General features: G+C 49.5%; 14 protein-coding genes. 6 read left to right on the forward strand and 8 right to left on the reverse strand.

Features of this window, described 5'->3' with window-relative positions:
• Positions 1-5: 5 nt before the first annotated feature.
• The 6 genes from Q0577_RS17190 to Q0577_RS17215 all read right to left on the reverse strand — a co-directional run bounded on the left by Q0577_RS17190 (position 6) and on the right by Q0577_RS17215 (position 8,152).
• A complete protein-coding gene (locus tag Q0577_RS17190; RefSeq protein ID WP_298738357.1) occupies positions 6-1,790 on the reverse strand; it encodes a family 16 glycoside hydrolase in 1,785 nt (594 codons plus the stop codon).
• Between the two features lie 79 nt (positions 1,791-1,869).
• Complete coding sequence (locus tag Q0577_RS17195) at positions 1,870-3,861, reverse strand: acetylxylan esterase (RefSeq protein WP_298738358.1); 1,992 nt, start codon at positions 3,859-3,861, stop codon at positions 1,870-1,872.
• A gap of 53 nt (positions 3,862-3,914) precedes the next feature.
• A complete protein-coding gene (locus Q0577_RS17200) occupies positions 3,915-4,892 on the reverse strand; it encodes a pectinesterase family protein (RefSeq protein ID WP_298738359.1) in 978 nt (325 codons plus the stop codon).
• A gap of 536 nt (positions 4,893-5,428) precedes the next feature.
• Positions 5,429-5,920: a hypothetical protein gene (locus tag Q0577_RS17205; RefSeq protein ID WP_298738360.1), complete on the reverse strand. Its 492-nt coding sequence runs from the start codon at positions 5,918-5,920 to the stop codon at positions 5,429-5,431.
• A gap of 60 nt (positions 5,921-5,980) precedes the next feature.
• Complete coding sequence (locus Q0577_RS17210; protein WP_298738361.1) at positions 5,981-7,438, reverse strand: hypothetical protein; 1,458 nt, start codon at positions 7,436-7,438, stop codon at positions 5,981-5,983.
• A gap of 123 nt (positions 7,439-7,561) precedes the next feature.
• Complete coding sequence (locus Q0577_RS17215) at positions 7,562-8,152, reverse strand: Crp/Fnr family transcriptional regulator (protein WP_298738362.1); 591 nt, start codon at positions 8,150-8,152, stop codon at positions 7,562-7,564.
• 68 nt (positions 8,153-8,220) lie between these two features.
• Here Q0577_RS17215 and Q0577_RS17220 point away from each other — a divergent pair, with 68 nt between their 5' ends.
• Positions 8,221-10,548, forward strand: a complete 2,328-nt coding sequence (locus Q0577_RS17220; RefSeq protein WP_298738363.1) for a DUF5703 domain-containing protein — start codon at positions 8,221-8,223, stop codon at positions 10,546-10,548.
• Here Q0577_RS17220 and Q0577_RS17225 read toward each other — a convergent pair.
• Positions 10,533-11,072 (reverse strand): hypothetical protein, encoded by a 540-nt coding sequence (locus tag Q0577_RS17225; RefSeq protein WP_298738364.1) that lies wholly within the window; start codon positions 11,070-11,072, stop codon positions 10,533-10,535. The two genes, Q0577_RS17220 and Q0577_RS17225, sit on opposite strands and share 16 nt — an antisense overlap.
• Positions 11,073-11,564: 492 nt before the next feature.
• Positions 11,565-11,945, reverse strand: a complete 381-nt coding sequence (locus Q0577_RS17230; RefSeq protein WP_298738365.1) for a family 43 glycosylhydrolase — start codon at positions 11,943-11,945, stop codon at positions 11,565-11,567.
• A 169-nt stretch (positions 11,946-12,114) separates the two neighbouring features.
• Here Q0577_RS17230 and Q0577_RS17235 point away from each other — a divergent pair, with 169 nt between their 5' ends.
• The 5 genes from Q0577_RS17235 to Q0577_RS17255 all read left to right on the forward strand — a co-directional run bounded on the left by Q0577_RS17235 (position 12,115) and on the right by Q0577_RS17255 (position 24,167).
• Positions 12,115-16,203: a two-component regulator propeller domain-containing protein gene (locus tag Q0577_RS17235; RefSeq protein ID WP_298738366.1), complete on the forward strand. Its 4,089-nt coding sequence runs from the start codon at positions 12,115-12,117 to the stop codon at positions 16,201-16,203.
• A 111-nt stretch (positions 16,204-16,314) separates the two neighbouring features.
• A complete protein-coding gene (locus tag Q0577_RS17240; protein WP_298738367.1) occupies positions 16,315-19,416 on the forward strand; it encodes a TonB-dependent receptor in 3,102 nt (1,033 codons plus the stop codon).
• 18 nt (positions 19,417-19,434) lie between these two features.
• Positions 19,435-21,108 (forward strand): RagB/SusD family nutrient uptake outer membrane protein, encoded by a 1,674-nt coding sequence (locus Q0577_RS17245; protein WP_298738368.1) that lies wholly within the window; start codon positions 19,435-19,437, stop codon positions 21,106-21,108.
• A 102-nt stretch (positions 21,109-21,210) separates the two neighbouring features.
• Complete coding sequence (locus Q0577_RS17250; protein WP_298738369.1) at positions 21,211-22,731, forward strand: glycoside hydrolase family 30 protein; 1,521 nt, start codon at positions 21,211-21,213, stop codon at positions 22,729-22,731.
• Between the two features lie 95 nt (positions 22,732-22,826).
• On the forward strand, positions 22,827-24,167 hold the full coding sequence (locus tag Q0577_RS17255) for a tachylectin-related carbohydrate-binding protein (RefSeq protein WP_298738370.1): 1,341 nt from the start codon (positions 22,827-22,829) through the stop codon (positions 24,165-24,167).
• The last annotated feature ends 142 nt before the right edge of the window (positions 24,168-24,309 follow it).

Consider the following 24,309-nt stretch of genomic DNA (forward strand, 5'->3'; position numbering starts at 1 on the left):
ATCATTTACCAGCTAATGGAATAATGTATTTTAAAAGACCCTGTGCCGGATGGCAAAGGCGCCAGCAAACGGTATTGATGGTTGTGCTGCTGTAGCTGCACATCGCCGTCTGTTTTTATATAGTAGCTTTTATCATCTACGGCATAGCTGCCATCCGGCAGCTGTTCAATCAAACCGCCGCTGGCCAGGAGCCAGTAGCCCGTTTCTTTCGCAGCTTCCTGCGTGATAACAGTAACATCCCTGTTCAGCCCTTTACCATCTTCGCGGGGCGACAACTGGTCTTCTACCTGCCATTGATGCAAGGTATAGAAGAATACAGGCAGGCCATTGGGAAGTAAACGGTAGCCGCGATTGGTATAGCTGCTGCTGTCTTCCCGGATAGCATCCGGCCAGTCAGCATCCGGGGAAGATAGTGCTGCAATGCAGGGCACGCCCGCCAGCTCCAGTACGGCGCCCAAAGGTTTAGCCAGTTGTTTCTCTCCCCGTTCATGCCACATTTCCGCCACATCTAAATAGCGACCGCGCCATGCCATCAGCGGACTGTAATTCACCATATCGTATGCATAGTTCAATCCGCCCGGTATACCGATGGCCATGCTGTAAGGGTTCACCTTGCCGTGATGCCGCATAAAACCGCGCTGTGTAACCGCCTCCTGCTTTACCACGTACTCCATTAAAGGATCTGCTTCCACGCTACGTTCAGACGCCGGCGTTGTTAAAGCAGTGAAAGGGATATGCGGACCTTCATATAACAGTACCATGCTTTCATCGTAGTTAGCATAGCTCAATTGGAAAGCATGTTCGCCTTGTTGTAAAACAGTATCACCATAGAACGGCCGCTGAAAATCCCTGGTACCACCGTTGCTGGCGATCTCCACCGTATCTATTTTCAGGCAGATAGGGCCGCCGGCCTGTATACGAAAAACATACTGTCCTGTTACAGGTACAATCAGCTTACCTTCCAGTAAGAGGTGGCCGCGCTTATCACCCACCCGGTACGTCAGTGAATCAGTACGTCCTGTTCTCACAGGCGTAAATTGCTGTAGCGTATCATGGTTCTTGAATACGCCCTTGTATACACGATACTGTACATCCGCCAGTTTTACCCGTTCATCGTTATATGTTTTGTAGCGGATGTTGCGGAAAGCGATACTGCCCTTCGTTACACGAAATCCCAATGTTCCTTCAGCGGGCAGCATGCGTTGCAGCGTAGTATCATGAATGATACTGCCATTCAGCTTCACCATTTCAAATTGCGCTGCATATTGCTGCCCTGCGGGTTTGGCCCGGAACTTTATTTCAAGGTGTTGCCACAGACCCGGCGCTTTGCACGCATTTAACAGCGGCGGCTGCCCGGGTACAGCACCACAGAGATCTGCCGTAGCACTGTCTTTCAGCCAGCTGTCTGTTAATAACAAAGGATAATCATTCTGGAAAACAATCGCGCCCGCAGCACCTGCAGACAACATAAAATCCAGTTCCAGGTCCATATCACGATGTTCCCATTTGGTATGGATCGCTGTGGTATCAGCGGCGTTGGAGGGATGAATACCCGCGAGTATGCCGCTTCCTTCTGCGAGCTCCATGCTGTAAGGCTGATCCGGGTTAGCGTATACATTGCCTGCCAGCTGCCAGGCGCCCTTTGCAGGAGCAAATGCATCCAGCTGATCCAGGGAAAGGATCTCCATCGGCAGGCTTTGTATCTGTTCTTCCTGCTGTGCGGGCGGTGATGAACAGCCAAACACCATGATCGTAACTATACCGGTCAATAAAAAAGATCTGAGAGACATTGAATGCTGATCGAAAGATTAAAAATTTTTCACAACGTATCTATACTATAGTGTACTACCTACAAACATAACCGGATAATTACGGAAATGCAAACCGCTTATCAACTATCCTGACCAGGTCCGGAACATCATAATACTGCAACACATTTGGTATAACATAGCTGTACCAGTTCTTTTCAATTACATTCCGGTGGATATCCAGGAAAGAGGGCAGGTATTTATCTGCCTGCAGATGATCGATACGATCATCTATCGCCGCTGCATGCAGTGCTACCAGCGCACTCAGCCCGGAGGCACGCACGGTGATGCGGGATGTACGGAGTAAACTATCTGCCCGGAGATAGTCCAGCACGAGTAGCAGATCCGTTACCCGTTGTCCCATCAAAGGTTTTCCCAGGTGAAGCGAAGAGATAGCATTCCGGTATTCTTTATTATAGAACTTTGTATGGTTGAATGCAGGATTATCGGCAGTTTCGCCCATGCCCCGCAGATCGGGCAGTACCAGTGCATATCCGTTTTGCAGGTAAGATTGAATTAGTGCACTGCTGTCCTGCAATCGCTGCTTCCCTTCATCGTGCAGCAATACAACTATTCCTTTCAACGGCAGCTGCGGCGCCGGGCGGACAATAACAATCGGCAGCGGCGGCTCACCTTCAGATCGTAGCAACAGCCTTTCTGTTTGTCCGGCTCCAGGCTTTAGCCGCGCTGCCTGTACGCCTGCGCGCTGTTGCGCAATGCCCAGCAGATGGCGCAGGGTATCGGCAAAAGCGTTGCCGTTAGTATTGTTCAGGAATTGCCTGCGCTTTTGTGCGAACGCTGTAGCCTGCTGCAGGATATGTTGCTGCACCGTTATCTCTCCGGCAAAGCTGTTGTTCACTTCTCCGGTTTTGCTGGCAAAAAGAGCGGCAGGCGCTAATACGGCAGCGGGTGCTTCTGCTACCGGCTGATCATCATTGTAGAACCATTTCCTGAACCAGCGGGCGGCTGCTTCGCGTTTGGGTTGGGAGATGCCGTGACCATCATCTACCGTTACCAGCTGTATATGATCTGCAGCTCCCAATACCTGATAGCACTGTTTGGCCTCTTTGTAAGCCTGCTCAGTCCCGGTATAATCCACAAAATCATACCTGCCGGAGAGCACCAGCAATGGCCTGGGGGCCATCAAATGCATATAATCCGTGATCTCTATGCCCATCTTTCCCTCCTTGGGTAGCTGTACACAACCATCCAGCGGCCCTGCCAATTCAAACGTTCTTTCCCGGGTAGTGATATAACTGCAGACGGCGGCCGCTTTTATACGGCTGTCATATGCCATAAAACAGGCCGCTTGTGTACCGCCGCCGGAGTTGCCCAGGCAGCCGATGCGCGTGGTATCTACTTCCTTGCGGCTCAGCAGGTATTCCAGGCCTTGTTTATTATCCCATAACTCATACGCCGCTACGCTGGATCCTACCAGTGCTGCGGCGGCATTCAGCAAAGTATGTTCAGTGGTGCCGCCCCTGGTAAGCGGATGTCCTTTGCTATCCGTTAACTGGTGACGTTCTCCCTGGGACACCGGGTCGATCACTAACACCACGAAACCTTTCCTGGCCAGGAGAATCGCTGACCGCTGGTAAGAAGGCGTGGCCTTTGCCTCCGGCTCATGGCCGCAAAACAACAGCAGCCCCGGAAACGGTCCGCTGCCAGACGGCACATAAAGATTGGCCGTAACATGGTGTCCAGGAAAACTTTGATAGATGATCTTTTCAATATGGTATCCATCCTGCTGTATTTGTCCCGTAACAACCGCCTGCAACGGCGTTTTAACGGGCAGTGCGCCGAGGAGAGCACGGTAAGCGGTTCGTACATGCTGCTGATAGGATCTGACCCCTGCGGGAGATTGCAGGGCCTTCTGTACCTGCTGTGTACGCACATCATAACGCTGATGCAGATGTTGCATAAGATAGGCGTTCAGCAGCTTATCTCCTCCCCAATCGATAACCGGCTGTTGACGGGCGTGTACGTTTGAAGCGAATAACAGTAATATGCCGAAGGCAATCTTTATATAATTGTTACAATAACACTTATTCATCAGGACAAAAACATATTCACGTTTCAATAATAAAGCGGGGCACTTTTCAGCTGTCAATGCTGCAAAGGATCCCAGTCGCCAAAAATGGTTGCTGCCGTTAATTTTTGGGCATCTGCAGCTGTCAGCTGATGCGCCCATTTTACGCGCCCCTTCGTACCGGCGCCCGGCCCGTTGTTGTTGTATTCTGCATAACGGGCGGTTTGTTCGTTCGCTGCATTGTCCCAATTATGCCATCCTTCCGGGAGGATGTGGGCGCCCAGCCAGCACTCCGCAAATATGACCGCCCCGTGGGAGCGCCAGGGGCGTCCGAGGTACACCTTTGCAGCGGCGTTGACGGCTGTCAGTTTACAATGCAGGAACACAAATCCATATGGCTGGCGGCTGGTGGTGGAAGCAGCGGTAATGTAAGAATCTTTTTTACTGTGGATAGTACAATTGTTAAATAGCACGGTGGAGGCGCCGAAGATAAAATCTGTAGTGCCTTCTATGTAGGAGCCGGTAAAATATTGCCGGCTGCCTGCTCTGCCTGCGTACAGGGTATCCTGGTTGCCCAGCAGGCGGCAGTTGCTGACGATGCAGCGGTCTCCTTCTACGTGGAGGGCAACGGCTTGTCCCACCTGGCCGGCGGCATTTTCGATGGTTAGATTTTCGAGGCGGCAATCATCGCCTGCCAGGAGCACGGTATAAGAAGTAAAGGTGTTGAATTTGTCTTTGCCCATCCAATCCTTCCCGGGGAAGGGCTTACCGGAGAAATCCGCATTGGTGATGATGGTGCTATCGCGGCTTTCGCCGATAAGATGGATGCCTGTTTTCCAGGTGGGGATCACCAGTTTCTCCCGGTATACGCCTTTTTTAATGAAGATCTTTACGGGGGCGAGGGGAGTAAAATCGCGGATGCTGTTAACGGCAGCCTGTATGGAGGTAAATGCGCCTGTTCCGTCTGCGGCTACCACAATAGTATATGGCTTGTCTTGTGCAGACAGCAGCATAGTGCGGAACAATATAAGAATGCTAATGGCAAGTACTTTCATCAACATGGAATTTTAAGCTGGCGGCGTGGGTTAAGCTACGGAAATATGCAGGTAAAAGGGAATTTTTTTTACGCAAACGTTGCCGGAATAAGTCAGGCGGAGTATATACTCCGCCTGTTTGTTAAACTATTCCATGATTAAACTTTAACAACTCAAAATAAAACCAGAGGAGGGTAGACACCCTCCCTGGTACGCTTACTGTTTTTGATATGCTAACTATGATCAACCAAAATGCCGTTATTATTTTGTATCATGAGTTAAAATGGAGGAGGGTGGACACCCTCCTTATCTTACACCCTACATTCAGTATGAAACAAAAGCTATAAAAGGGTAGAAACCCTTTTTACATCGTATTTGTTTACACCATTGAAAAAAGATACATGGGTATAGGAGGATAATAGGATACCAGGGGGTAGATACCCCCCGGGTTTTCTTTTGTGCTTTTCGTGTGAAAACCCTCAAGTCAATATTTTTCCAGAGAGGTGGAAACCTCTCGTGTGGTATAAGTATATAGCGTTGGAAAAAAGGATGGTTAGTCAATCTCCGCGATACCATTGGGTGGTATCTTCATTCGGAAAATGTTTTCGATAGTTCTTATCGAGCAGCATGCGCTCATAACCGGACACAAAACTCCTCCATTCCTCGTGGAATTCCGGCTTAACCTTATATAAACGATCTGCATATAAGTCAGTAAAAAATGCGCCATAACTACTAATAATAAAGCGTCTATCAGGAGCATCTTTAAATGTTAACCTACACAATATCATTGTTTTGTACAATGAAAAACTATATGTAGGTTTTACTCTGTCTTTAAATATTTTCTTCGCCTCCTCTAATGGTATATCAATAGAGACAAGAGTGTCCATTTCACTATCTTTAAGCTCGTTCAAAGGTTTTGCATAGTTGAATGCATACATTTTGAAGCTTGTCAAATTATCCCATTTAGGTTCTGAGGTGAAATTGAAAAAACGGCAAGAAGAAAAAATTGTAAAGAGAATAAGTGTTGCAGCAACGGAAATTGGTTTCATGTCGCTTTGAATTTTTGTAGTTACAATAGAATAACTGAACTCATGCCCTGGCATTATATACTATGGCTCAGCTGAAATTGGACAGTTTCCAAAATTTTTCAAACTTATACCCATTAATACATCCCTTTTTACACTTGTAACCTTTGAATTGTAAAGAATACTTCCTAAATCGAGTTGTCGGATATCTTCGCCTAAATTTCCTGGTGTAGGTCCTTCGCCACGTCCTAATCCCCAAGAAGCAATAGTCTTCGGTAAAGAAATAGACACATTGTTGTAAAGCTTGTCAATTGCCCATCCTGTACAATTATTAATATTAAGGTTGTATCGTTCTAAATTTCCCAAACTACAATCATCTAATAGATCAAAAAATGCATCTTTTCTTAATCCTATCTCCAAACTTACATCATAATCTCTTCCTCCATCATCATTAAGGATACCCGGGGCCGCATGGCTTCTTAAATCAACATCCGTACTTGGCCAAAATCCTAACGACCTTCGGACAATCGCTCCATTTGGTCTTTTCTCTTCAAAAGTGATCCACGTATGTCCAAAGTTCTTACTATCATTCTTTACTGATTTTAGATCTGTGTTGCCGTCATCATCCGATACCAATGCTCTCGTCCCTGCTTTCGGCTGATCCACATACAAAATTATCTTATATGTATTCCTGCTATCCCTATTAAAACACCTCTTATACTGATACGGATCCACTATCGGCTTATCCGGCGCCGCCAAAATCACCGTATTCAACCCAATCCCTATCGTTGCATCCGGTTGCGGCATACTTCCCACACTGCCATTCCCTCCCCCACTTCCATACACCGGGTAAAGTCCCCCAGGCAATTGCCCATATGGTACAGACCCTCCTCCACAACGATATGCCTGCGAAAAATTATAACGACAAGTCACATACCCTGATGCATCCACACAATAAAAGAAATCTACATAACACCACTGCTCTTCAAAATCAGCCTCTTTCAGTAGCGAATCCTCCCATCGCTCAGCGCCCAGCTCAAAACCTGTAATGCTCCCATCCGCCGCATACCGGTTGCCACCAATAGCACTACCATTCCAGGCCTCAATCCAGACCATGCCCGTAAACCTCGTGGCAGCATCCTTATTACTAAGGAAAGCTTTATCTGGAATGGTAGTGACTAGCTCCGATACAATCTGATCACTGGCTTTTTTATAAAGTAACAATTTGGTGAGTGATTGAAGCGACAACGCAACGCTGTCTCCATTTGAACGGATCGTAAGATCCTGCTTAAATACCAGGGGAACTACCACCACTTCCCTGCCGCCCGCCTGCTTTACCGCAGCATGCTGCCAGTCGGGCCGTTCCATCAGCTCGTGCCGTTTCGTAAGTTTGGTGGTATTAGCCAGTTCTTCATCAAAGAATTTCCTGGCTTCATCAATAGTGATCTGATAGCTATCTGTTCCTTTTACAGGATGATCTTTCCGACAATAGCTAAAAACAAGGCAAACAATGGCCCACAAAAAAAGGGGTATCCTTTTCATAACAAGATTTTGGTTTACCGGGGATATGGTCCGGGGGTAATAAAATACGCTGTACGTTTGTTTTAGCTAAAACAGTAATGCAAAGCTAAGATGCTTAAACGAGAAAAAAATTGATCCAGATCATTAAATTCGGGGTTTTTGCTTTTTTTTCTTGATTCTTGAAAGCGTTTCGCTGGTTGCACCCAGGTAGGAAGCGATATATTTCTGCTTTACCCTGACCAAAAGGTCAGGATGATGACGCTCCATATAACGGTAACGGTCGGGCACCTTCTTTATTCGTAAGATCATTGCCCTTTCGTCGCTCAGCGCATAGTACTTCTGCGTCAATACCCTTCCTACCACATTAAATTCTATAAATGTTCTGTAAACTTCCTCCAGCGTATCATAATCAATCGCTATCAGCTCGCAGTCCTCGATCACCTCTATTGTCAGATCGCCAGGTACCCGCGTAAAAAAGCTGAATGCAGAAGCCATCATGTCCAGCTCCTTCATCAGCCAGAATGTCTGCTCCGGACCATCTCCGTCCGTATAGTAGGCACGCAGCAATCCCTTGCTGATAAAATAGATGTGATTGGCTACTTCACCGGGTTTCAGCAGGATCTGCTTTTTCTTGAACCTGAGTAATTTTACATGTTGGGAGAGATACTCTTTTAATTCATCAGACAATGGATACACAGCCATTAAGACTGTAAACAGCTTCTCAAAAGGTTTCATGGTTAATTTACAAGGATGGTTTTGTTGAAATTAATGACTATTTTTCTCACAGAGGATACGCCGCTATGATGTATACCAAACAAATCTTTTGTCTTTTTGTTCTGGCAACCGGTATTTTGCCGTTGTTTGCCCAGCGTCCTGCACTCAACAACTATAATATCACATGGAATAGCCAGAGCCAGAATTCCAGCGAATCCATGCCCTGCGGTGGCGGTGACATTGGTATGAATGTATGGATGGAGAACGGAGAACTGCTCTGTTATCTCTCCCGCAGCGGTTCGTTTGACGAAAACAATACTTTCCTGAAAGCCGGCCGCATCAGGGTGAAACTGTCGCCTAACCCTTTTGAAACAGGCGCTACTTTCCGCCAGACACTGCACCTCGAAGAAGGTTATATCACTATCTCCGCACAAAAAGGTAAACTACGTACAGACATCAGGGTATGGACAGATGTTCACCATCCCCTGTCCCATATAGAAGTGAACAGCAATATTCCTCTCAGTGCTACCGCCACCTACGAAAGCTGGAGAACGGCAGACCGCCGCCTGGCGAAAGCCGAACTGGTGGCCTGCGCAGGATACAAAGGAGCGCCGGTAACCGTAACGGCTTACCGCGACAGCATCGCCTTCCGTGATAAAGCGGTTTTGTTCTGTCATCGCAACAGGAACGAAGCGCTTATATTTAACTTTACCGTACAGCAACAGGGTCTGCAACAGGTAGCGTCTCAACTATGGAACCCGCTGCAGGGACTTACTTCCGGGGGGATGATGTGGGGCGATAATATGCAACCCGCCGGCACTTCCTCCGGTCAGTATATCAATACACCCTATACGGGTTGGCAGTTGCAAAGCGTCCGTCCTGCACGGCAACACCACATACAGGTGCTGCTGTATACCGCACAGGCGCCCTCTTATGCCGCATGGACACATGGCCTCGATCAACAACAGCAAGCTACCAAAGCTGCCGGAAGAACAGCCTTTCAGCAAACCAAATCCTGGTGGCGGCAATACTGGAGCAGAAGCTATATCTTCATCGGCAACGATACTGCATCTGCTGCATGGCAAACCGGGCGGAACTACCAGCTCTTCAGGTATATGCTGGGCTGTAATGCCTACGGTGCCTACCCTACGAAATTCAACGGCGGACTTTTCACCTACGATCCTGTATTCGTTAACCCGAAATATCCCTTCACCCCCGATCATCGCAACTGGGGCGGCGGTACCTTCACCGCACAGAATCAGCGGCTAGTATACTGGCCCATGCTCAAAAACGGTGATTTTGACCTGATGCGGTCACAGTTTGATTTCTACCTTCGCCTGCTGCGAAACGCGGAGATCCGCAGCCAGTTTTACTGGGGCCATCACGGCGCCTGCTTTGCCGAACAAATGGAAAACTTTGGCCTGCCCGCTGCCAGTGAATACGGCTGGAAACGCCCGCCTTACGCAGATCCCGGGGTAGAGTATAATAGCTGGCTGGAATATGAATGGGATACCGTACTGGAATTCTGCCTGATGATACTCGACATGGAACGCTTCTCCGGAACCAATATCTCCGCTTACCTCCCGCTCATCGAAAGCAGCCTCACCTTCTTCGATGAACATTATCAATACCTGGCCAAACGTCGCGGTTCCAAAGCCCTGGACGGGGATGGCCACCTGGTGCTATATCCCGGCTCCGCCTGCGAGACTTACAAAATGACGTACAACTCCGTTACCACTGTTGCGGGACTATATACCGTTACCTCCAGGATGCTGGAACTGCCTGCACATTATCTACCTGATAGCACGCGCACCCGGCTGACTGGTTTATTGAAACGCATTCCGCCGCTTTCCTATCGCCAGGTGCAGGGACATACCACCATTGCTCCCGCCAGGACATGGGAACGGATCAACAACGTTGAAACGCCGCAGCTCTACCCCGTATTCCCCTACGGAATATTCGGCATCGGTAAACCCGGACTGGACACCGCCCGCAATACCTGGCTGTATGATACCACCGCTGTTAAACACCGGAGCTATATTGGTTGGAAACAGGACAATATCTTCTGTGCACGATTAGGCCTCACCGATACCGCCGCCCATTACACCGTTGAAAAACTGAAAAATGCCGCCACCAGGTTCCCCGCATTCTGGGGCCCGGGATTTGACTGGACACCGGATCATAACCAGGGAGGTTCAGGCATGATTGGTCTGCAGGAAATGCTGATGCAGACCGATGGAAAGAAGATCTATCTTTTCCCTGCATGGCCGCATAACTGGAATGTACATTTCAAACTGCATGCGCCTTATAATACGACGGTGGAAGGGGTATTGAAAGATGGAAAAGTTATCTCCCTAAAAGTGATTCCGGAAGAAAGAGCGAAGGATGTTGAGGTGGTTAACTACAACCAGTTGTAGTTGCTTATCGACCCTACTTTCACCTCATACTCCCTTTTCCCCGTCATCACCCGCCATACCGGCGGCGGCACCTTCCTTCCTTTTCCCTCATCCACCAATCCCTTCCCACCCTTTCTCCATACCGTTCTTACCACATGCATCCCTTCCGTCTTACTATGCATCCGTACCAACGGCTTTGCAGCAACCGTCACCTTCGTCCCGTTCATATCCTGTTCCAGCCGCGCCTTAATTTCACCCTCATTCATCCCCTGTTTCAGCATCCCGATTGCCTGGCCCGTCATCGCCCGGTATAAGTCCAGTTTCTTCTGCGCCTTCGGTAACAAGCGGTACACCTGCGCCGCTATAGCCGATGCCTGTCCCAGTAATGCCGCATACTTGCGTGTGAGTGCAAAAGCCCTGTCGCGCTTTACCCGTTTCCTGCTTAAGGTGCTTTTTCTTCGGGCATAATACTTCCCGTTCATCCGGTAATAGCAGATGCCTTTTACCGTGCCGGTGATATACACCGGCCCACATTGTTTACTCATAAACTTGTTTTTAAAGTAAAGAATTAATTAACGGAACAAAGGTATTTACGACAGGCAATATCATCCAAATATTACAACCTAAAACGTCACTAAAAGTACGTTTATATACAAGATGATACATTTTCACCTGAATCATCAGAAATGAGCGTTTTTACCACATCAGCAGGCTGTGAATACCACAGTTTATCCGCAGTGAGTCCATGTGTGAACCTTGTTGTTACCGTATGTTATCCGCAACCTTCCCGCATGGTATCTTAGTAAACACCGGGTGGGTGCTTAGTGCTACCTTAGTGTTATCTATGGTAAAAGCGCATACATAGTTAGGTATAGGCGCAGGCAAGCTGAGTGAAAAGCGCATACACTTTTCATGCTTCGGAATTAACTGCCTTATCTGAACGATGATAATTTAATGCGGAACTACTGCTTTTACAACTCCCTCATGTGTAGGTTTTACACGTACAATCCTGCCCAGCCTGTCAAACTCCAGTTGATCTATACACACTTCGCGGTTATACCCCACGGCGTCGCCCATCTTAATTCCATATACCGGTACTTCCCGTTGATCTTCTTTTCAATGATACAGGGCGCCCAGGCATTTCTCTTAGCCCAGCTCACTTCTTTGCCAATATCCAGTATCACGCCTTCATCCTTCCAGTGAACCAGGCCGGGAGAGGAAAATGCTTTAAAATAAGTACCGCTCCAGTTGGTAAACCCGTCGCTGGTTGGATAGATATTAAATTTCCGGGTCTGCTCCGCATAAATGATATCAGGATCTGCAAAATACCCCTTTAATACGGGGTTTCGCCGCTGCTGCGCAAAAGCGCTGACTGCTATCACTACCAGCAGCTGTAAGCAAAGCCCTCTCTTTACCATAACGTACTTATTTTTTTATTGGAAGATTTAAATAAATTCACTGCTAAAACGTGCTCTGAAATAATAACAAAAAGTGTTAAATTGACAGTTTAATAAAAAAGGGGACAAAAGCAGCTTCGTATTTCAATTGTTGCTTTTTCAATATTTTTACAGCATCTAAAATCGATGTATGTGTGCGTGGACAAGAAAACTATGGTTATTCCCGGTATTACTGATATTAACTAAAACCCTATCCGCTGCCGACTATCCGATCAGGTACCTGGGAATAGAGAACGGCCTTTCCAATAATGCCGTTGTGAACATATACCAGGACAATAAAGGTTTTATGTGGTTTGGCACCTACGATGGATTAAACAGGTACGATGGTTACCGGTTTAAGATCTACCGCAATAAAATAGGTGACAGCACCTCCCTGATCGATAACGGGATATGGACCATAGAACAGGATGGAACCAACCGCCTCTGGGTAGGCGGACGGAAAGGTGTTTGCGTGCTCAATCCTGTTAACGACCGGTTCTCTGCCGTTAATTACATCCCCGCCGGCGCTGCCACAGCCAAAAAACTGAGCGGCAACATCCATGTGATCAGATCAGACAAGGCTGACATCATCCTCGCCGGTACCGAGAATAACGGCCTCGTGCTGTTTGGTCCCGGTGGCGGAACCGGCCGCCAGATCATTCTCTATAACGGCGCAGAGAAACTGGCAGACTACGAGGTAATGGGCATAGACTTCGATGCCGCCAAACAGTATGCATGGGTATTCGTACAAAACAAAGGCCTTTGCCGCTACCATGTCCGCAGCAAAACCCTCACCATGGTTAACAACAGCATTACCCGCTGCAATTCCCTGAAAACAGATAGCCATGGCGACGTATGGCTGGCCGCCAATAACGGTCTTTTCAAATACAACCCCCATACCAATACTTTTTCTTCCAGCTACATGGAAGAGAATTTAAAAGTAGTGAACCTCTGTATAGATAATAAAGGCGTACTCTGGATAGGTACCGATGGCAATGGTGTATTTCTGCTCCACCCGGGTGAAAGCAAGGCTGCTGCTTTTACTTTCCCGGATGATAAACATCCGCTCAGCAGTAATGTGGTCTACTCTATTTATGAAGATAAGAACGGGCGAAAATGGATCGGCACCTTACGCGGCGGCGTAAACATCATTGAACCTAAACGGGCGCCCTTCCAGCTTTACGCTTTCAACAACAACCGCTCTCACAGCCCTACCAATAATTTTATCTTCTCTTTCTGTGAAGACAAAGACGGTTATTTCTGGATAGGTACCGACGGCGGCGGACTCAAATACTGGAACCGCGAAACCAATACCTGGAAAGATTATACCTACGATCCAAAGAACAACAAAGGCGTCAGCAGTAATTTCATCACCACCATCTTAAAAGACAAGCAGGAAGATACCTGGCTCTCTACCTGGTTTGGCGGCATCAACCGCTTCAACAAAAGCACGGGTACTTTTGAACATTTCACCTGTTTCAATCCTTACACCAAGGCAGAAGAGAACAATGTATGGCTACTGTATGAAGACGCACGGCAAACCCTCTGGGCCAGTACCACCAACAACGGTACGTTATACACCTTTAACCGGGCTGCCAACCGATTCGAGATATTCGACAATACCATCTCCAACATACAATGCCTGCTGGAAGATCGTAAAGGCAATTTCTGGGGCGGCAACTATTCTTCCCTGATCAGGATAGACCGCAACAGGAAACATCATAAGGTGTATAACATCGGCTACACCATACGCGCCATTCATGAAGATAAACGGGGCAATTACTGGCTGGGCACCGATGCAGGCGGCCTGCTGCTTTTTGATGTAGAGAGCGGGCGCTTTACCCGCTTTTCCGAAGCAGACGGATTACCCAACAATTCCATTCTCCGCATCCTGGAAGATAACAGCGGGTATCTCTGGCTTTGCACTTACAACGGCTTGTCGCGCTTTGACCCGGTAAACAGCACCTGCCGCAACTTCTCCCAGTCAGACGGTTTGCAAAGCAACCAGTTCACCTACAACGCAGCGATGAAACTGCGCAACGGCGAAATGATGGTAGGCGGCATCAAAGGCTTTAACATCTTCCATCCAGACAGCGTATATGAACAGGCCAACACCCCGGCTGTGTTGCTCACCGGTATCAAGGTGGTAAACGCACCCATAGAACAGGATCCCTCCTACGTTTCCGGGCGTACCGGGGAAGATGTGACCGAGCTGCGGATACCATATGACAAAGCCTCCGTTTCACTGGATTTCGTAGCGCTGGAATATACCTCGCCAGACAAGATCAGCTATGCCTATCACCTGGAAGGGTGGGACAAAGACTGGAACTATGTTGGCGAAGCACGCACTGCCAACTATACCCGCCTGCAGGAAGGCGATTACCTGTTTAAAATCAAAGCCACCAATACAGACGGTACCTGGGGCCAGGAAGCCGACACGGTAAGGATCATCATCCTCCCGCCCTGGTACAGAACCTGGTGGGCCTACCTGCTGTATATTTCCGCCCTCGCAGCCGCCATCTATTTTTATATACAATACAAAACACGCCAGGAACGCCTGAAGTACGAGATAAAGATCGCTCACCTGGAAAATGAAAAAGAGAAAGAGCTGAACGAAAGAAAACTGAGCTTCTTTACCAACGTTTCGCATGAGCTGCGAACGCCGCTCACCCTCATCATCAACCCCCTGAAAGAATTTATTGCCAACAAGGATGAACAGATCAGGCATACCGATCTTAACGTGGTATACCGCAACTCCCGCCGCTTACTGAGCCTGGTAGACCAGCTGCTGCTATTCCGCAAAGCGGATGCAGGCGGCGATCAGCTGAAGATTGCCCGTACCAACATCGTAGAGCTCTGCAACGAAGTTTACCTCTGCTTCAGCCAGCAGGCCAAAGCAAAACATATCCGCTATGAATTCGAAAGCACGGATACAGAAAACTATATCTATGCGGATTATGAGAAGATCGAGATAGCGCTCTTCAACCTCCTCTCAAACGCTTTCAAGTTCACACCCGAAGGCGGCGCCATTACCTTCCGGCTGGAAAACCAGGACGAAGAAGTGCTGATCAGCATCCGGGATACCGGCTGCGGCATCGATGAGAAAGCAGGGGCCGCGGTGTTCGAGAAGTTCAAACGTGCCAACGGCAGCGCTGAACGCCTGCAAACCGGTTTTGGTATCGGTCTTTACCTGGTAAAACATTTCATCGAAGGCCACCGGGGCACGGTTAGCTATGAAAGCCGCCTGCAGGAAGGCACTACCTTTTTTATCCGGCTGAAGAAGGGAACGGCCCACCTGCCTGCCGCCTGGATAGTGGCGGATGCTGCCCCCAAATCAGCCATCCTCGAAGAGCTGAACACCGAAACGGGTCCGCAGCCACAGGAAGAAGAAAAGGAAGACTGGATCAAACGCGAACCGGCGGCAGAGGAGCTGGTCACCGGTAAATGGTCTATCCTGCTGGTGGATGATAACCAGGAGATCCGGAAATACCTCCACCAGATCTTCGGACATAAATACATCATTTACGAAGCCGATAACGGGAACGCCGGCTTTGCCATGGTCAACAAATGCATGCCCGACCTCGTGATCAGCGACGTGCATATGGATGGGATGGACGGCATGGAGCTCTGCAGCCGTATCCGTAAAACGGATCACCTGAGCCATATTCCTGTCATCCTGCTGACATCCAGCTCCTCCCCCGATGTCCAGATCAAGGGGATCGAAGGCGGAGCAGATGATTATATCACCAAGCCTTTTGAAAAGGATCTCCTCCTGGCCAAAGTGGAGCACATCCTGAAAACCAGGAACCTGCTGCGCCAATTCTTCCTGGACCAGATCACATTAAAGAACAGTGGTATACGTGTACCTGCCGAATACCAGGATTTCCTGAAAAAGTGTATCTCCATCGTAGAGGAGAACCTGGATAACGATGAGTTTTCCATTAAAGCATTCACCCAGGCCATCGGTATGAGCCATTCCAGCCTCTATAAAAAGGTAAAAGCGGTCTCCGGCCAAACCATCAACTCCTTTATCCGGTCTATCCGTTTAAGAAAAGCCGCCATGTTAATGCTGAAAGAGAATTATACCATTAACCAGGCAGCCATGCAGGTAGGCATCGGGGATATCAAGTATTTCCGGGAGCAGTTCGTCAAACTATTCGGCATGAACCCTTCCGACTACATCAGGAAATACCGCCACTCCTTTAACGCAGACTACAATGTAATTAAAAACAGCTGCTAGCTCCCAGCTGTTGCCAAATACGATTCTACCCCCTTTTTTAAACGATTTACCCCCTCTACCGCTCTGTTCAGGCGGCCTAAATTGCATACATTCAACCAACAAATTCTCGTTATGAAAGAAAATCGACCATTGTCGGGACAATACAGGTCTATTTTGTCCTTTTTCCTTTTCTTCCTTGTTTTATCAGTAAGTTCCCGGGCGCAACAGCGTACCACCATCAGCGGAAAGGTAAGTGCTGCCGGTGAGCTGGTGCCCGGCGTAACCGTTCGGGTGAAACATGGCAGCCAGGGAGCCACCACCGATGTGAACGGACAGTTCTCCTTACAGGCAGCCATCGGGGATACCCTGGTATTCAACCACATTTCTTATATCTCGCGGGAGGTGCCGGTTACCGGGAACGACAGGCTGGATATCTCGCTGGCACCTAATACCCAGAACGTGGGCGAAGTAGTGGTAGTAGGATATGGTACCCAGAAAAAGGCTACCCTCACCGGTTCCATTTCCACGCTGAAAGGTGCGGAGATCGTAAAAAGTCCGCAGCCCAACGTATCCAACTCCCTGGCAGGACGCTTCTCCGGCCTGATAGCCAATAACCGGTCCGGTGAACCGGGCTTTGACGGCTCCAACCTCCTGATCAGGGGCCTTGCCACCACAGGTAATAATGATGTACTGGTGGTGGTAGATGGGGTGCCCGGCCAGATAGGCGGCCTGCAAAGACTGGATCCCAATGATATTGAGAGCATGACCGTACTGAAAGACGCCTCCGCCGCCGTATATGGCAGCAGGGCGGCCAATGGGGTTATACTGATCACCACCAAAAGGGGTAAGACCGGTAAACCTTCCATCAGCTACAGCTTCAACCAGGGATTCACCTCTCCTACCCGCCTGCCCGATATGGCGGACGCTGCATTGTATGCCACCCTCAGAAATGAGATACAATATTATAATAACCAGGCAGGTGGCCTTAACCAGGTATATACTGAAGACCAGGTACAAAAATTCCGGGATGGGTCTGACCCGCTGAACTACCCGAACACCGACTGGCAGAAAGCCACGCTGAAAAATACGGCGCGGCAGCATCAGCACAACCTTTCTATCAGCGGGGGCAGTGACAATGTAAGGTATTTCCTTTCCCTGGGCATTATTGGCCAGGATGGCTTGTACAAAAGGGGGGTAACCCAGTATGACCAGTACAATTTCAGGTCAAATATCGATGCGGATGTGACCAAACGCCTGAAAGTGAGCCTTTACCTGTCGGGCAGGCAGGAAGACCGTATCTATCCGCAAACCAGCGCCGGTGATATCTTCCGTTCCATTTACCGCGCCTATCCTACCGTGGCAGCATTTTATCCGAACGGCCTGCCTACCAGCGGTATAGAAAATAATAACCCGGCCATGCAGGTAACAGATATTGGCGGTACCAACCGTAACCCTACCCAGGTTTTCAACGGCATCCTGAAAGGCAGCTACGCCATCCCGGGCATTGATGGCCTCTCACTGGATGGTTTCCTGTCGGTAGATAAATCCTGGTCCTTCAGCAAATCCTTCTCCCAGCCTTATATACTCTATAACTACGATCCCACCGGTAATGCGTACAACAAGGTGGTGGTAGGCGGCTCCAACCAGGCGGCTACCCTGTTTCAAACACAACAGAACCAGGAGATGCGCGTATCCAATATCAAGCTGAATTTTAACCGCCAGTTCGGCAGCCATAATGTAGATGCATTTGTTGCCTACGAACAAAGCAAAACAGTGATGGACAGCCTGAGCGCTTCAAGGCTCAACTTCCCGTCCACACAAACACCGGAGCTGTCACAAGGTGGTCCTGCTGCGGCAGACAAGGGCAGCGAAGGCAAGAGCTATACTTTTACACGCAAAAGCTACATCGGCAGGGTAGCCTATAACTTCGAAGAGAAATACCTGCTGGAACTGCAGGCCCGTATTGACGGATCGTCTACCTTCCCGCCGGGCAATCAGTATGGTTTCTTCCCCTCTGTATCTGCAGGCTGGCGTATCTCAAAAGAAGAATGGTTCGGCTCCGTTTCATTCATCAACGACCTGAAACTGCGCGGTTCATACGGTACCCTGGGTAACGATAACGTGAAACTGTTCCAGTATTTTGACAACTACTCTTTCAATAACCGGTATGTATTGGGAAGCAACGGCACCATACGCCCCGGTATTGATATTACCAAACTGGCGAACGCTAACATCGGCTGGGAAAGGGCCAGGAAACTTGATGTGGGTATCAATGCGCTGTTCCTTAACCATTTTAACCTGGAGGTTATCTACTTCCAGCAGAAACGTTCAGACATCCTGGCACAGCGTAATGCTTCCATCCCGCAAAGCTCCGGCATCGTAAATCCTTACGACAGCGATCCGCTGGTGCCCGCTGAAAATATCGGCAAGATCAACAGCAACGGTATAGAAGCCTCTTTGGGATATAGCAACAGCACCAAAAGCGGTATTGGTTACCGTATCAGCGGCAACTTCACCTATGCAAAAAGCAAGATCATAGATATCGATGAAGCATCCGGTACACTGGCACATCAACGCCAGACAGGCCGTCCGCTGAACACCGACCTGCTGTATGATGTAATCGGCATCTTCAGAACAGCGGATGACCTTAACAAATACGCACACCTGCCACAGGCCCAGTTGGGCGATCTGATCTACCGCGACTACAATGGCGACGGACAGATCACGGCTGACGACCAGGTAAGGACCAAATACGGCAACATTCCGGAGATCACCTACGGTATCGTATTAGGCGCCGACTATAAAGGATTTGACCTGTCTGCCGTATTTGCCGGGCAAACAAACGTAAGCCAGTATGTATTGCCGGAATCCGGTACGATAGGCAACTTTTACAGCAGCTGGGCAGATAACCGCTGGAGCCCTACCAATCCAAACGGCTCTTATCCCCGTGTGGATGAACGTGCTTCCTCTTCCATCAATGGTGGTCTTTACAGGAACAATTTCTGGCTGAACAATGCCTCCTTCTTCCGCCTTAAGAACATAGAACTGGGTTATACGATCAATGCAGATATTTTATCCAGGATCAAAATTGCAGGGCTCCGCATCTACGCAAGCGCCTTCAACCTGTTCACCATCACGCCTGTAAAAGATTATGATCCGGAAGGCATCCAGGGCAGCGGACAATTCTACCCGCAGCAACGCATCATCAATGTTGGCGCAAATGTTAAGTTTTAAACCGTAAAGACCTAAGCAATGAAGACAAGCAACCTACTATATATCCTGGTGTTCGTAGCCGCGGGAATTTTATCTTCCTGTAAAAAGAACTACCTGGACATCGTACCTACAGACCGTATATCAGATGTGGCCTTATTGGCAGACTCCGCGCTTTTTGAAGACTTTGTGATCAACCGCTACATGGGTGTCAGGCTGCAGGACAAAGAAGCGGAGGGCACGCCTCCCGGCTTTGGCCGCGGCTTTGAATACGGCTTATGGAGCTCGCTCACCGACGAGTCTATCTATAACAATGACGATAATACCTGGGTAATACAACGCGGGCAACTGGCCCCGGAAAACCTCGGTATTGCCGGTACCATCTGGGGAAGAAGCTACCGCAGCATCCGTGAATGTAACTATGCACTCACTCATATAGACAGCGTACAGATGAGCGATGCCAAACGCACCCTGCTGCGTGCAGAGCTCCGCTTTATCCGCGCTTACCGCTATCATGACCTGATCCGCAACTACGGCGGCGTTGTACTGGCAGGCGAAAAAGTATACAACCTGCAAGACAACCTTACCGATGAGGCGCTGTTCAAACGCGCCACTATCAAGGAATCACTTGACTATGCCATCGCTGAGCTGGACGCTGCTGCAAGAGACCTTCCCCTGGCCAATGCAGATAAGAGCTGGGACCTGGGCCGCGCTACCAAAGGCGCTGCATTAGCCCTGAAAGCCCGCCTGCTGCTGTATGCTGCCAGTCCGCTGTATAATGCAGGCAGCTGGGCAGATGCCGCTGCTGCCGCCAAAGCAGTGATAGACCTGAACCTTTATTCACTGGCGCCCGATTACGCCAAACTGTTCCTCACACCCACCAGCAACGAGATCATTTTTGAAAGGCTGTACGCCATCGGCGCCCGGCACGTTTGCCTGGAGATCTCCAATGCGCCCAATGGTTACGGCGGCTGGGCAGGTAATACACCCCTGCAAAACCTGGTTGATGCCTATGAGATGAACAACGGTAAAGTGATCACCGACGCCACATCAGGTTATAATGAGCAAACGCCTTACCTTAACAGGGATGCCCGCTTCTATGCCACCATCCTGTATAATGGCGCTTCCTACAGGGGCAGTACCGTAGACATCTACACCCCCGGCGGAAAGGACAGTAAAGATGGTCCTTCCAACTGGAACACTACTAAAACAGGCTACTACCTGCGCAAGTTCATGGATGATAACAACCCGATCGATAATCCCTGGGACGTTGCAGGGCTGCAACCCTGGATCTACCTGCGCTATGCAGAAGTGCTGCTCAACTATGCAGAAGCACAGAATGAAGCCGCTGGTCCGGATGCCAGTGTATACAACGCCGTTAACCAGGTAAGGCAAAGATCCAGTGTAATGCAACCGGCGCTACCGACGGGTCTTACACAGGCACAGATGAGAGAGGCTATCCGCAGGGAACGCCAGGTAGAACTGGCCTTTGAAGAACACCGCTTCTACGATGTACGCCGCTGGAAGATTGCCAATGTAACGGAGAACGTACCTGCTTATGGCGTAGACGTTACCCGGAGTGGCGCCACCACTACGTACACACGTAAAGTAGCATTGAGCGGCCGTGCATTTGCAGAGAAGCACTACTGGCTGCCCATCCCCCGTTCTGAGATATTGTCTTCCAATGGCAACCTCGACCAGAACACCGGTTACTGATCTTCCTTTATCTTCTAAGTATAGTACAGTGATCACCGCCTGCACTGCTGTTTTTCAGTGCAGGCGGTTTATAGCAACAGATCCTAAAATTGAATGCAGGCTATGAAGCATGTTATATTATTACTGTGCGGCGCGCTGGCCCTACAATCAGTTGTGGCACAGCAGCAACATCGTACAAGCGTTACCGTAGATATTGACCCGGCCATCAGTTATCAGACCATTCATAATTTCGCCGCCTCTGACGCATGGTCCTGCCAGTTTGCCGGCAACTGGCCGGATAGTAAACGCAACAGGATGGCCGACTGGCTGTTCAGCACAGACACCAGCGCTACGGGACAGCCTGCAGGCATTGGTCTTTCGATGTGGCGTTTCAACATTGGTGCAGGCAGCGCTGAACAGGGAGCAGCCAGCGGTATCAAAGACGAATGGCGCCGCGCACCTTCCCTGGAAGCAGCTGATAACAGCAGTAAAAAGAAACTGGAAGGCCAGTATTGGTTTTTGCAGGCGGCACTACAAAGAGGAGTGCAGCAGTTCCTCGGTTTCCTGAACAGCCCTCCCGTACAGTTTACCACGAATGGAAAAGCATTTGCTACCAATGGCAATTGTAACATCAGTGCAGACAGGTATGCAGATCTTTCCGCCTACCTGGTACAAGCCATCCAAAAAGTAAAAGCGGCCACGGGCGTACAGTTCAACTATATCAGCCCGGTAAATGAGCCGCAATGGGACTGGAGCGATGGCGGACAGGAAGGATGCCCCTATAACAATGAACAGCTGGCAGGCCTGGTAAAATCGCTCAGCGCCACTTTTGCAGCTAAGCAACTGTCTACCCGCATACTTGTTGCTGAAGCCGGAAAAATCAATTACCTCTATGAGCTGCACGATAAAAAGGATAAAGGTGAACAGGTAAAAAACTTCTTCGGCAAAGGCTCTGCCAATTACCTGGGCAATCTGCCCAATGTACAACACAGCATTGCGGCGCACAGCTACTTCACTACCTCTCCCGAAAAAGACCAGGTAGCCATGAGACGCCGGCTGGCTGCCAGCATTGCCACCATACCGGGGCTCGAATTCTGGCAGTCAGAATACTGCATTCTGGGCGACAATGACGGTGAGATCAACGGCAGCGGAAAAGACCTGGGAATGACAGCGGCTCTCTACCTGGCACGTGTGATCCATTACGATCTCACCGTAGCCAACGCAGCTGCCTGGCAATACTGGCTGGCTATCTCTCCCTATGATTACAAAGACGCCCTCATATACATCGATAAACAGGCAACAGACGGCCAGCTGCAGGACAGCAAGATGCTATGGGTGCTGGGCAACTACAGCCGGTTTATCCGCCCGGGCGCCAAACGTATACAGGCCACTGTAAAGGACAGCGCTGCACATAACGGCCTGCTGGTATCCGGTTACCGGAACACAGACAATTCAGTGAACCTGGTAGTGGTGAACAGCAAAGCAGAGGCGGTAGATATTAAGCTGAACTATCAGCATGCAAAAGGAAAACAGGTACGCAGTTATACCACATCTGCAGCAGGCAGCCTGCAACCGGGTACGTATGCAAATGCTGACCAGCCGGTCAATATTCCGGGCAGGTCGGTGGTTACGCTGGTACTTTAGTCCGGGGGAATTGTTTAACTTTAACAACACCAGACAGACAGTATGACTGCATAGTTTGTTATATACTTTTGTTCTCCATTTGTAAAAACCCCATTATGAAAAAGATGTTGTTAACAGCGCTTTTCATGATCCTTCCTTTCATCCAGCCGCTGTTGTACGCTCAATCTCTTTTCAAGGTAACGATTCCCGGCCGTTCGTTTTCACTGGTCGGATCCGCCAGCCAGGCGGTTATCGACGATGTGGCCGATGGCAGGCGCTTTCGCGGCAAGCCGGCGGCAAAGCTGGTATTGAGTGCGAAAGTGCCGCTGCCCCCGGCGGCTAAAGCAGCGCCCAATATGCAGCAACTTACCCTGCACTTCCGCACCAGCAGATCCGGTCCTTCCCTGCGCAAAGTGGAGCTGCGCTACGGATCATCCACCCGGTTACGCATTCAAACCCATCTCAGCGGCGATTTCACTAAAAGCGCAAATTCCAACAACAGGTGGAGCTGGAACCCACCCGGCGCCGTGGCTCCCGGAACTTTACTGCAGCTGGAGGTGATATTCCCAACAGGTATTGATAGCCAGATCGATCCGGGTGAGCTTGTGCTTACATCCGCAGTAATGGAGTATCCGCTCAAAGCGGCCTCCGCCGGAGACCGGGTGATGAGCAACCAAAATAATAATGCGCCCGTGGCAAATCTGCCCGCTGGTTCGGGCGCTTCCAATGGCATAATTTACGCAGTGGCAGATAATAAAAACCTGATGTGGTACCATCATACCGGTCGTGATAACGACGCCATCAGCTGGGCCACTGATGGCAGGGCCGTAGGCGTAGGGTGGGATTTCAAACAGGTATTCCCCGGTGAAAATGGCGTGATCTATGCCATCAAAGAAAATGGCGACCTGCTGTGGTACGGTCATGCAGGACATGGGAACGGCAGTAATGCCTGGGTGGCAGGATCAGGTAATGTGGTGGGAATAGGATGGGACTTCCCTCATGTGTTTTCAGGCGGTGATGGCGTGATCTACGCTGTTAAAGACAACGGCGATCTCCTGTGGTACAAACATACCGGGCACAAAGACGGCAGCGCGAACTGGGCGGCAGGATCAGGGAACGTTGTTGGTACAGGCTGGACCGCCAAACATGTTTTCTCCGGCGGCGACGGCGTGATCTACCTGGTCAAAGACAATGACGAATTGCTTTGGTACCGCCATACCGGGCGCGGTAACGGTTCTTTCAACTGGGCGGCAGGTTCAGGGAAGACCATCGGTACGGGCTGGGGTTTCAAACAGGTATTCTCTGATGGAGGCGGCGTGATCTACGCGGTTAATCCCAAGAATGAGCTGTTGTGGTCCCGCCATGACGGATATCTTGATGGCGGGAGTAACTGGGCCGCTCCCCAGCCTAAAAAGGTAGGGGAAGGATGGGGGTTTAAGACAGTGTTTGCGCGCTGATATGTTTTATATCCGGCTTAGGTTCTTCCGGATCTTGATTTTATTTCACTGAATATTTGTTTCAGGTTGTCTGTAATGATCTTTGTCCTGTAAGCTCCCGGTAGACAGCATCTTCAAGATTCGGCTATTTGGATTTATGTTT

This window comes from uncultured Chitinophaga sp. (assembly GCF_937898475.1).
GTDB lineage: Bacteria > Bacteroidota > Bacteroidia > Chitinophagales > Chitinophagaceae > Chitinophaga.

Coding starts and splice junctions, on each gene's coding strand:
- Q0577_RS17210 (WP_298738361.1), bottom strand. CDS start 7,438: ATGAAAAGGATACCCCTTTTTTTGTGGGCCATTGTTTGCCTTGTTTTT.
- Q0577_RS17250 (WP_298738369.1), top strand. CDS start 21,211: ATGAAGCATGTTATATTATTACTGTGCGGCGCGCTGGCCCTACAATCA.
- Q0577_RS17220 (WP_298738363.1), top strand. CDS start 8,221: ATGTATACCAAACAAATCTTTTGTCTTTTTGTTCTGGCAACCGGTATT.
- Q0577_RS17200 (WP_298738359.1), bottom strand. CDS start 4,892: ATGAAAGTACTTGCCATTAGCATTCTTATATTGTTCCGCACTATGCTG.
- Q0577_RS17240 (WP_298738367.1), top strand. CDS start 16,315: ATGAAAGAAAATCGACCATTGTCGGGACAATACAGGTCTATTTTGTCC.
- Q0577_RS17205 (WP_298738360.1), bottom strand. CDS start 5,920: ATGAAACCAATTTCCGTTGCTGCAACACTTATTCTCTTTACAATTTTT.
- Q0577_RS17235 (WP_298738366.1), top strand. CDS start 12,115: ATGTGTGCGTGGACAAGAAAACTATGGTTATTCCCGGTATTACTGATA.
- Q0577_RS17225 (WP_298738364.1), bottom strand. CDS start 11,072: ATGAGTAAACAATGTGGGCCGGTGTATATCACCGGCACGGTAAAAGGC.
- Q0577_RS17190 (WP_298738357.1), bottom strand. CDS start 1,790: ATGTCTCTCAGATCTTTTTTATTGACCGGTATAGTTACGATCATGGTG.
- Q0577_RS17230 (WP_298738365.1), bottom strand. CDS start 11,945: ATGGTAAAGAGAGGGCTTTGCTTACAGCTGCTGGTAGTGATAGCAGTC.
- Q0577_RS17215 (WP_298738362.1), bottom strand. CDS start 8,152: ATGAAACCTTTTGAGAAGCTGTTTACAGTCTTAATGGCTGTGTATCCA.
- Q0577_RS17255 (WP_298738370.1), top strand. CDS start 22,827: ATGAAAAAGATGTTGTTAACAGCGCTTTTCATGATCCTTCCTTTCATC.
- Q0577_RS17245 (WP_298738368.1), top strand. CDS start 19,435: ATGAAGACAAGCAACCTACTATATATCCTGGTGTTCGTAGCCGCGGGA.
- Q0577_RS17195 (WP_298738358.1), bottom strand. CDS start 3,861: ATGAATAAGTGTTATTGTAACAATTATATAAAGATTGCCTTCGGCATA.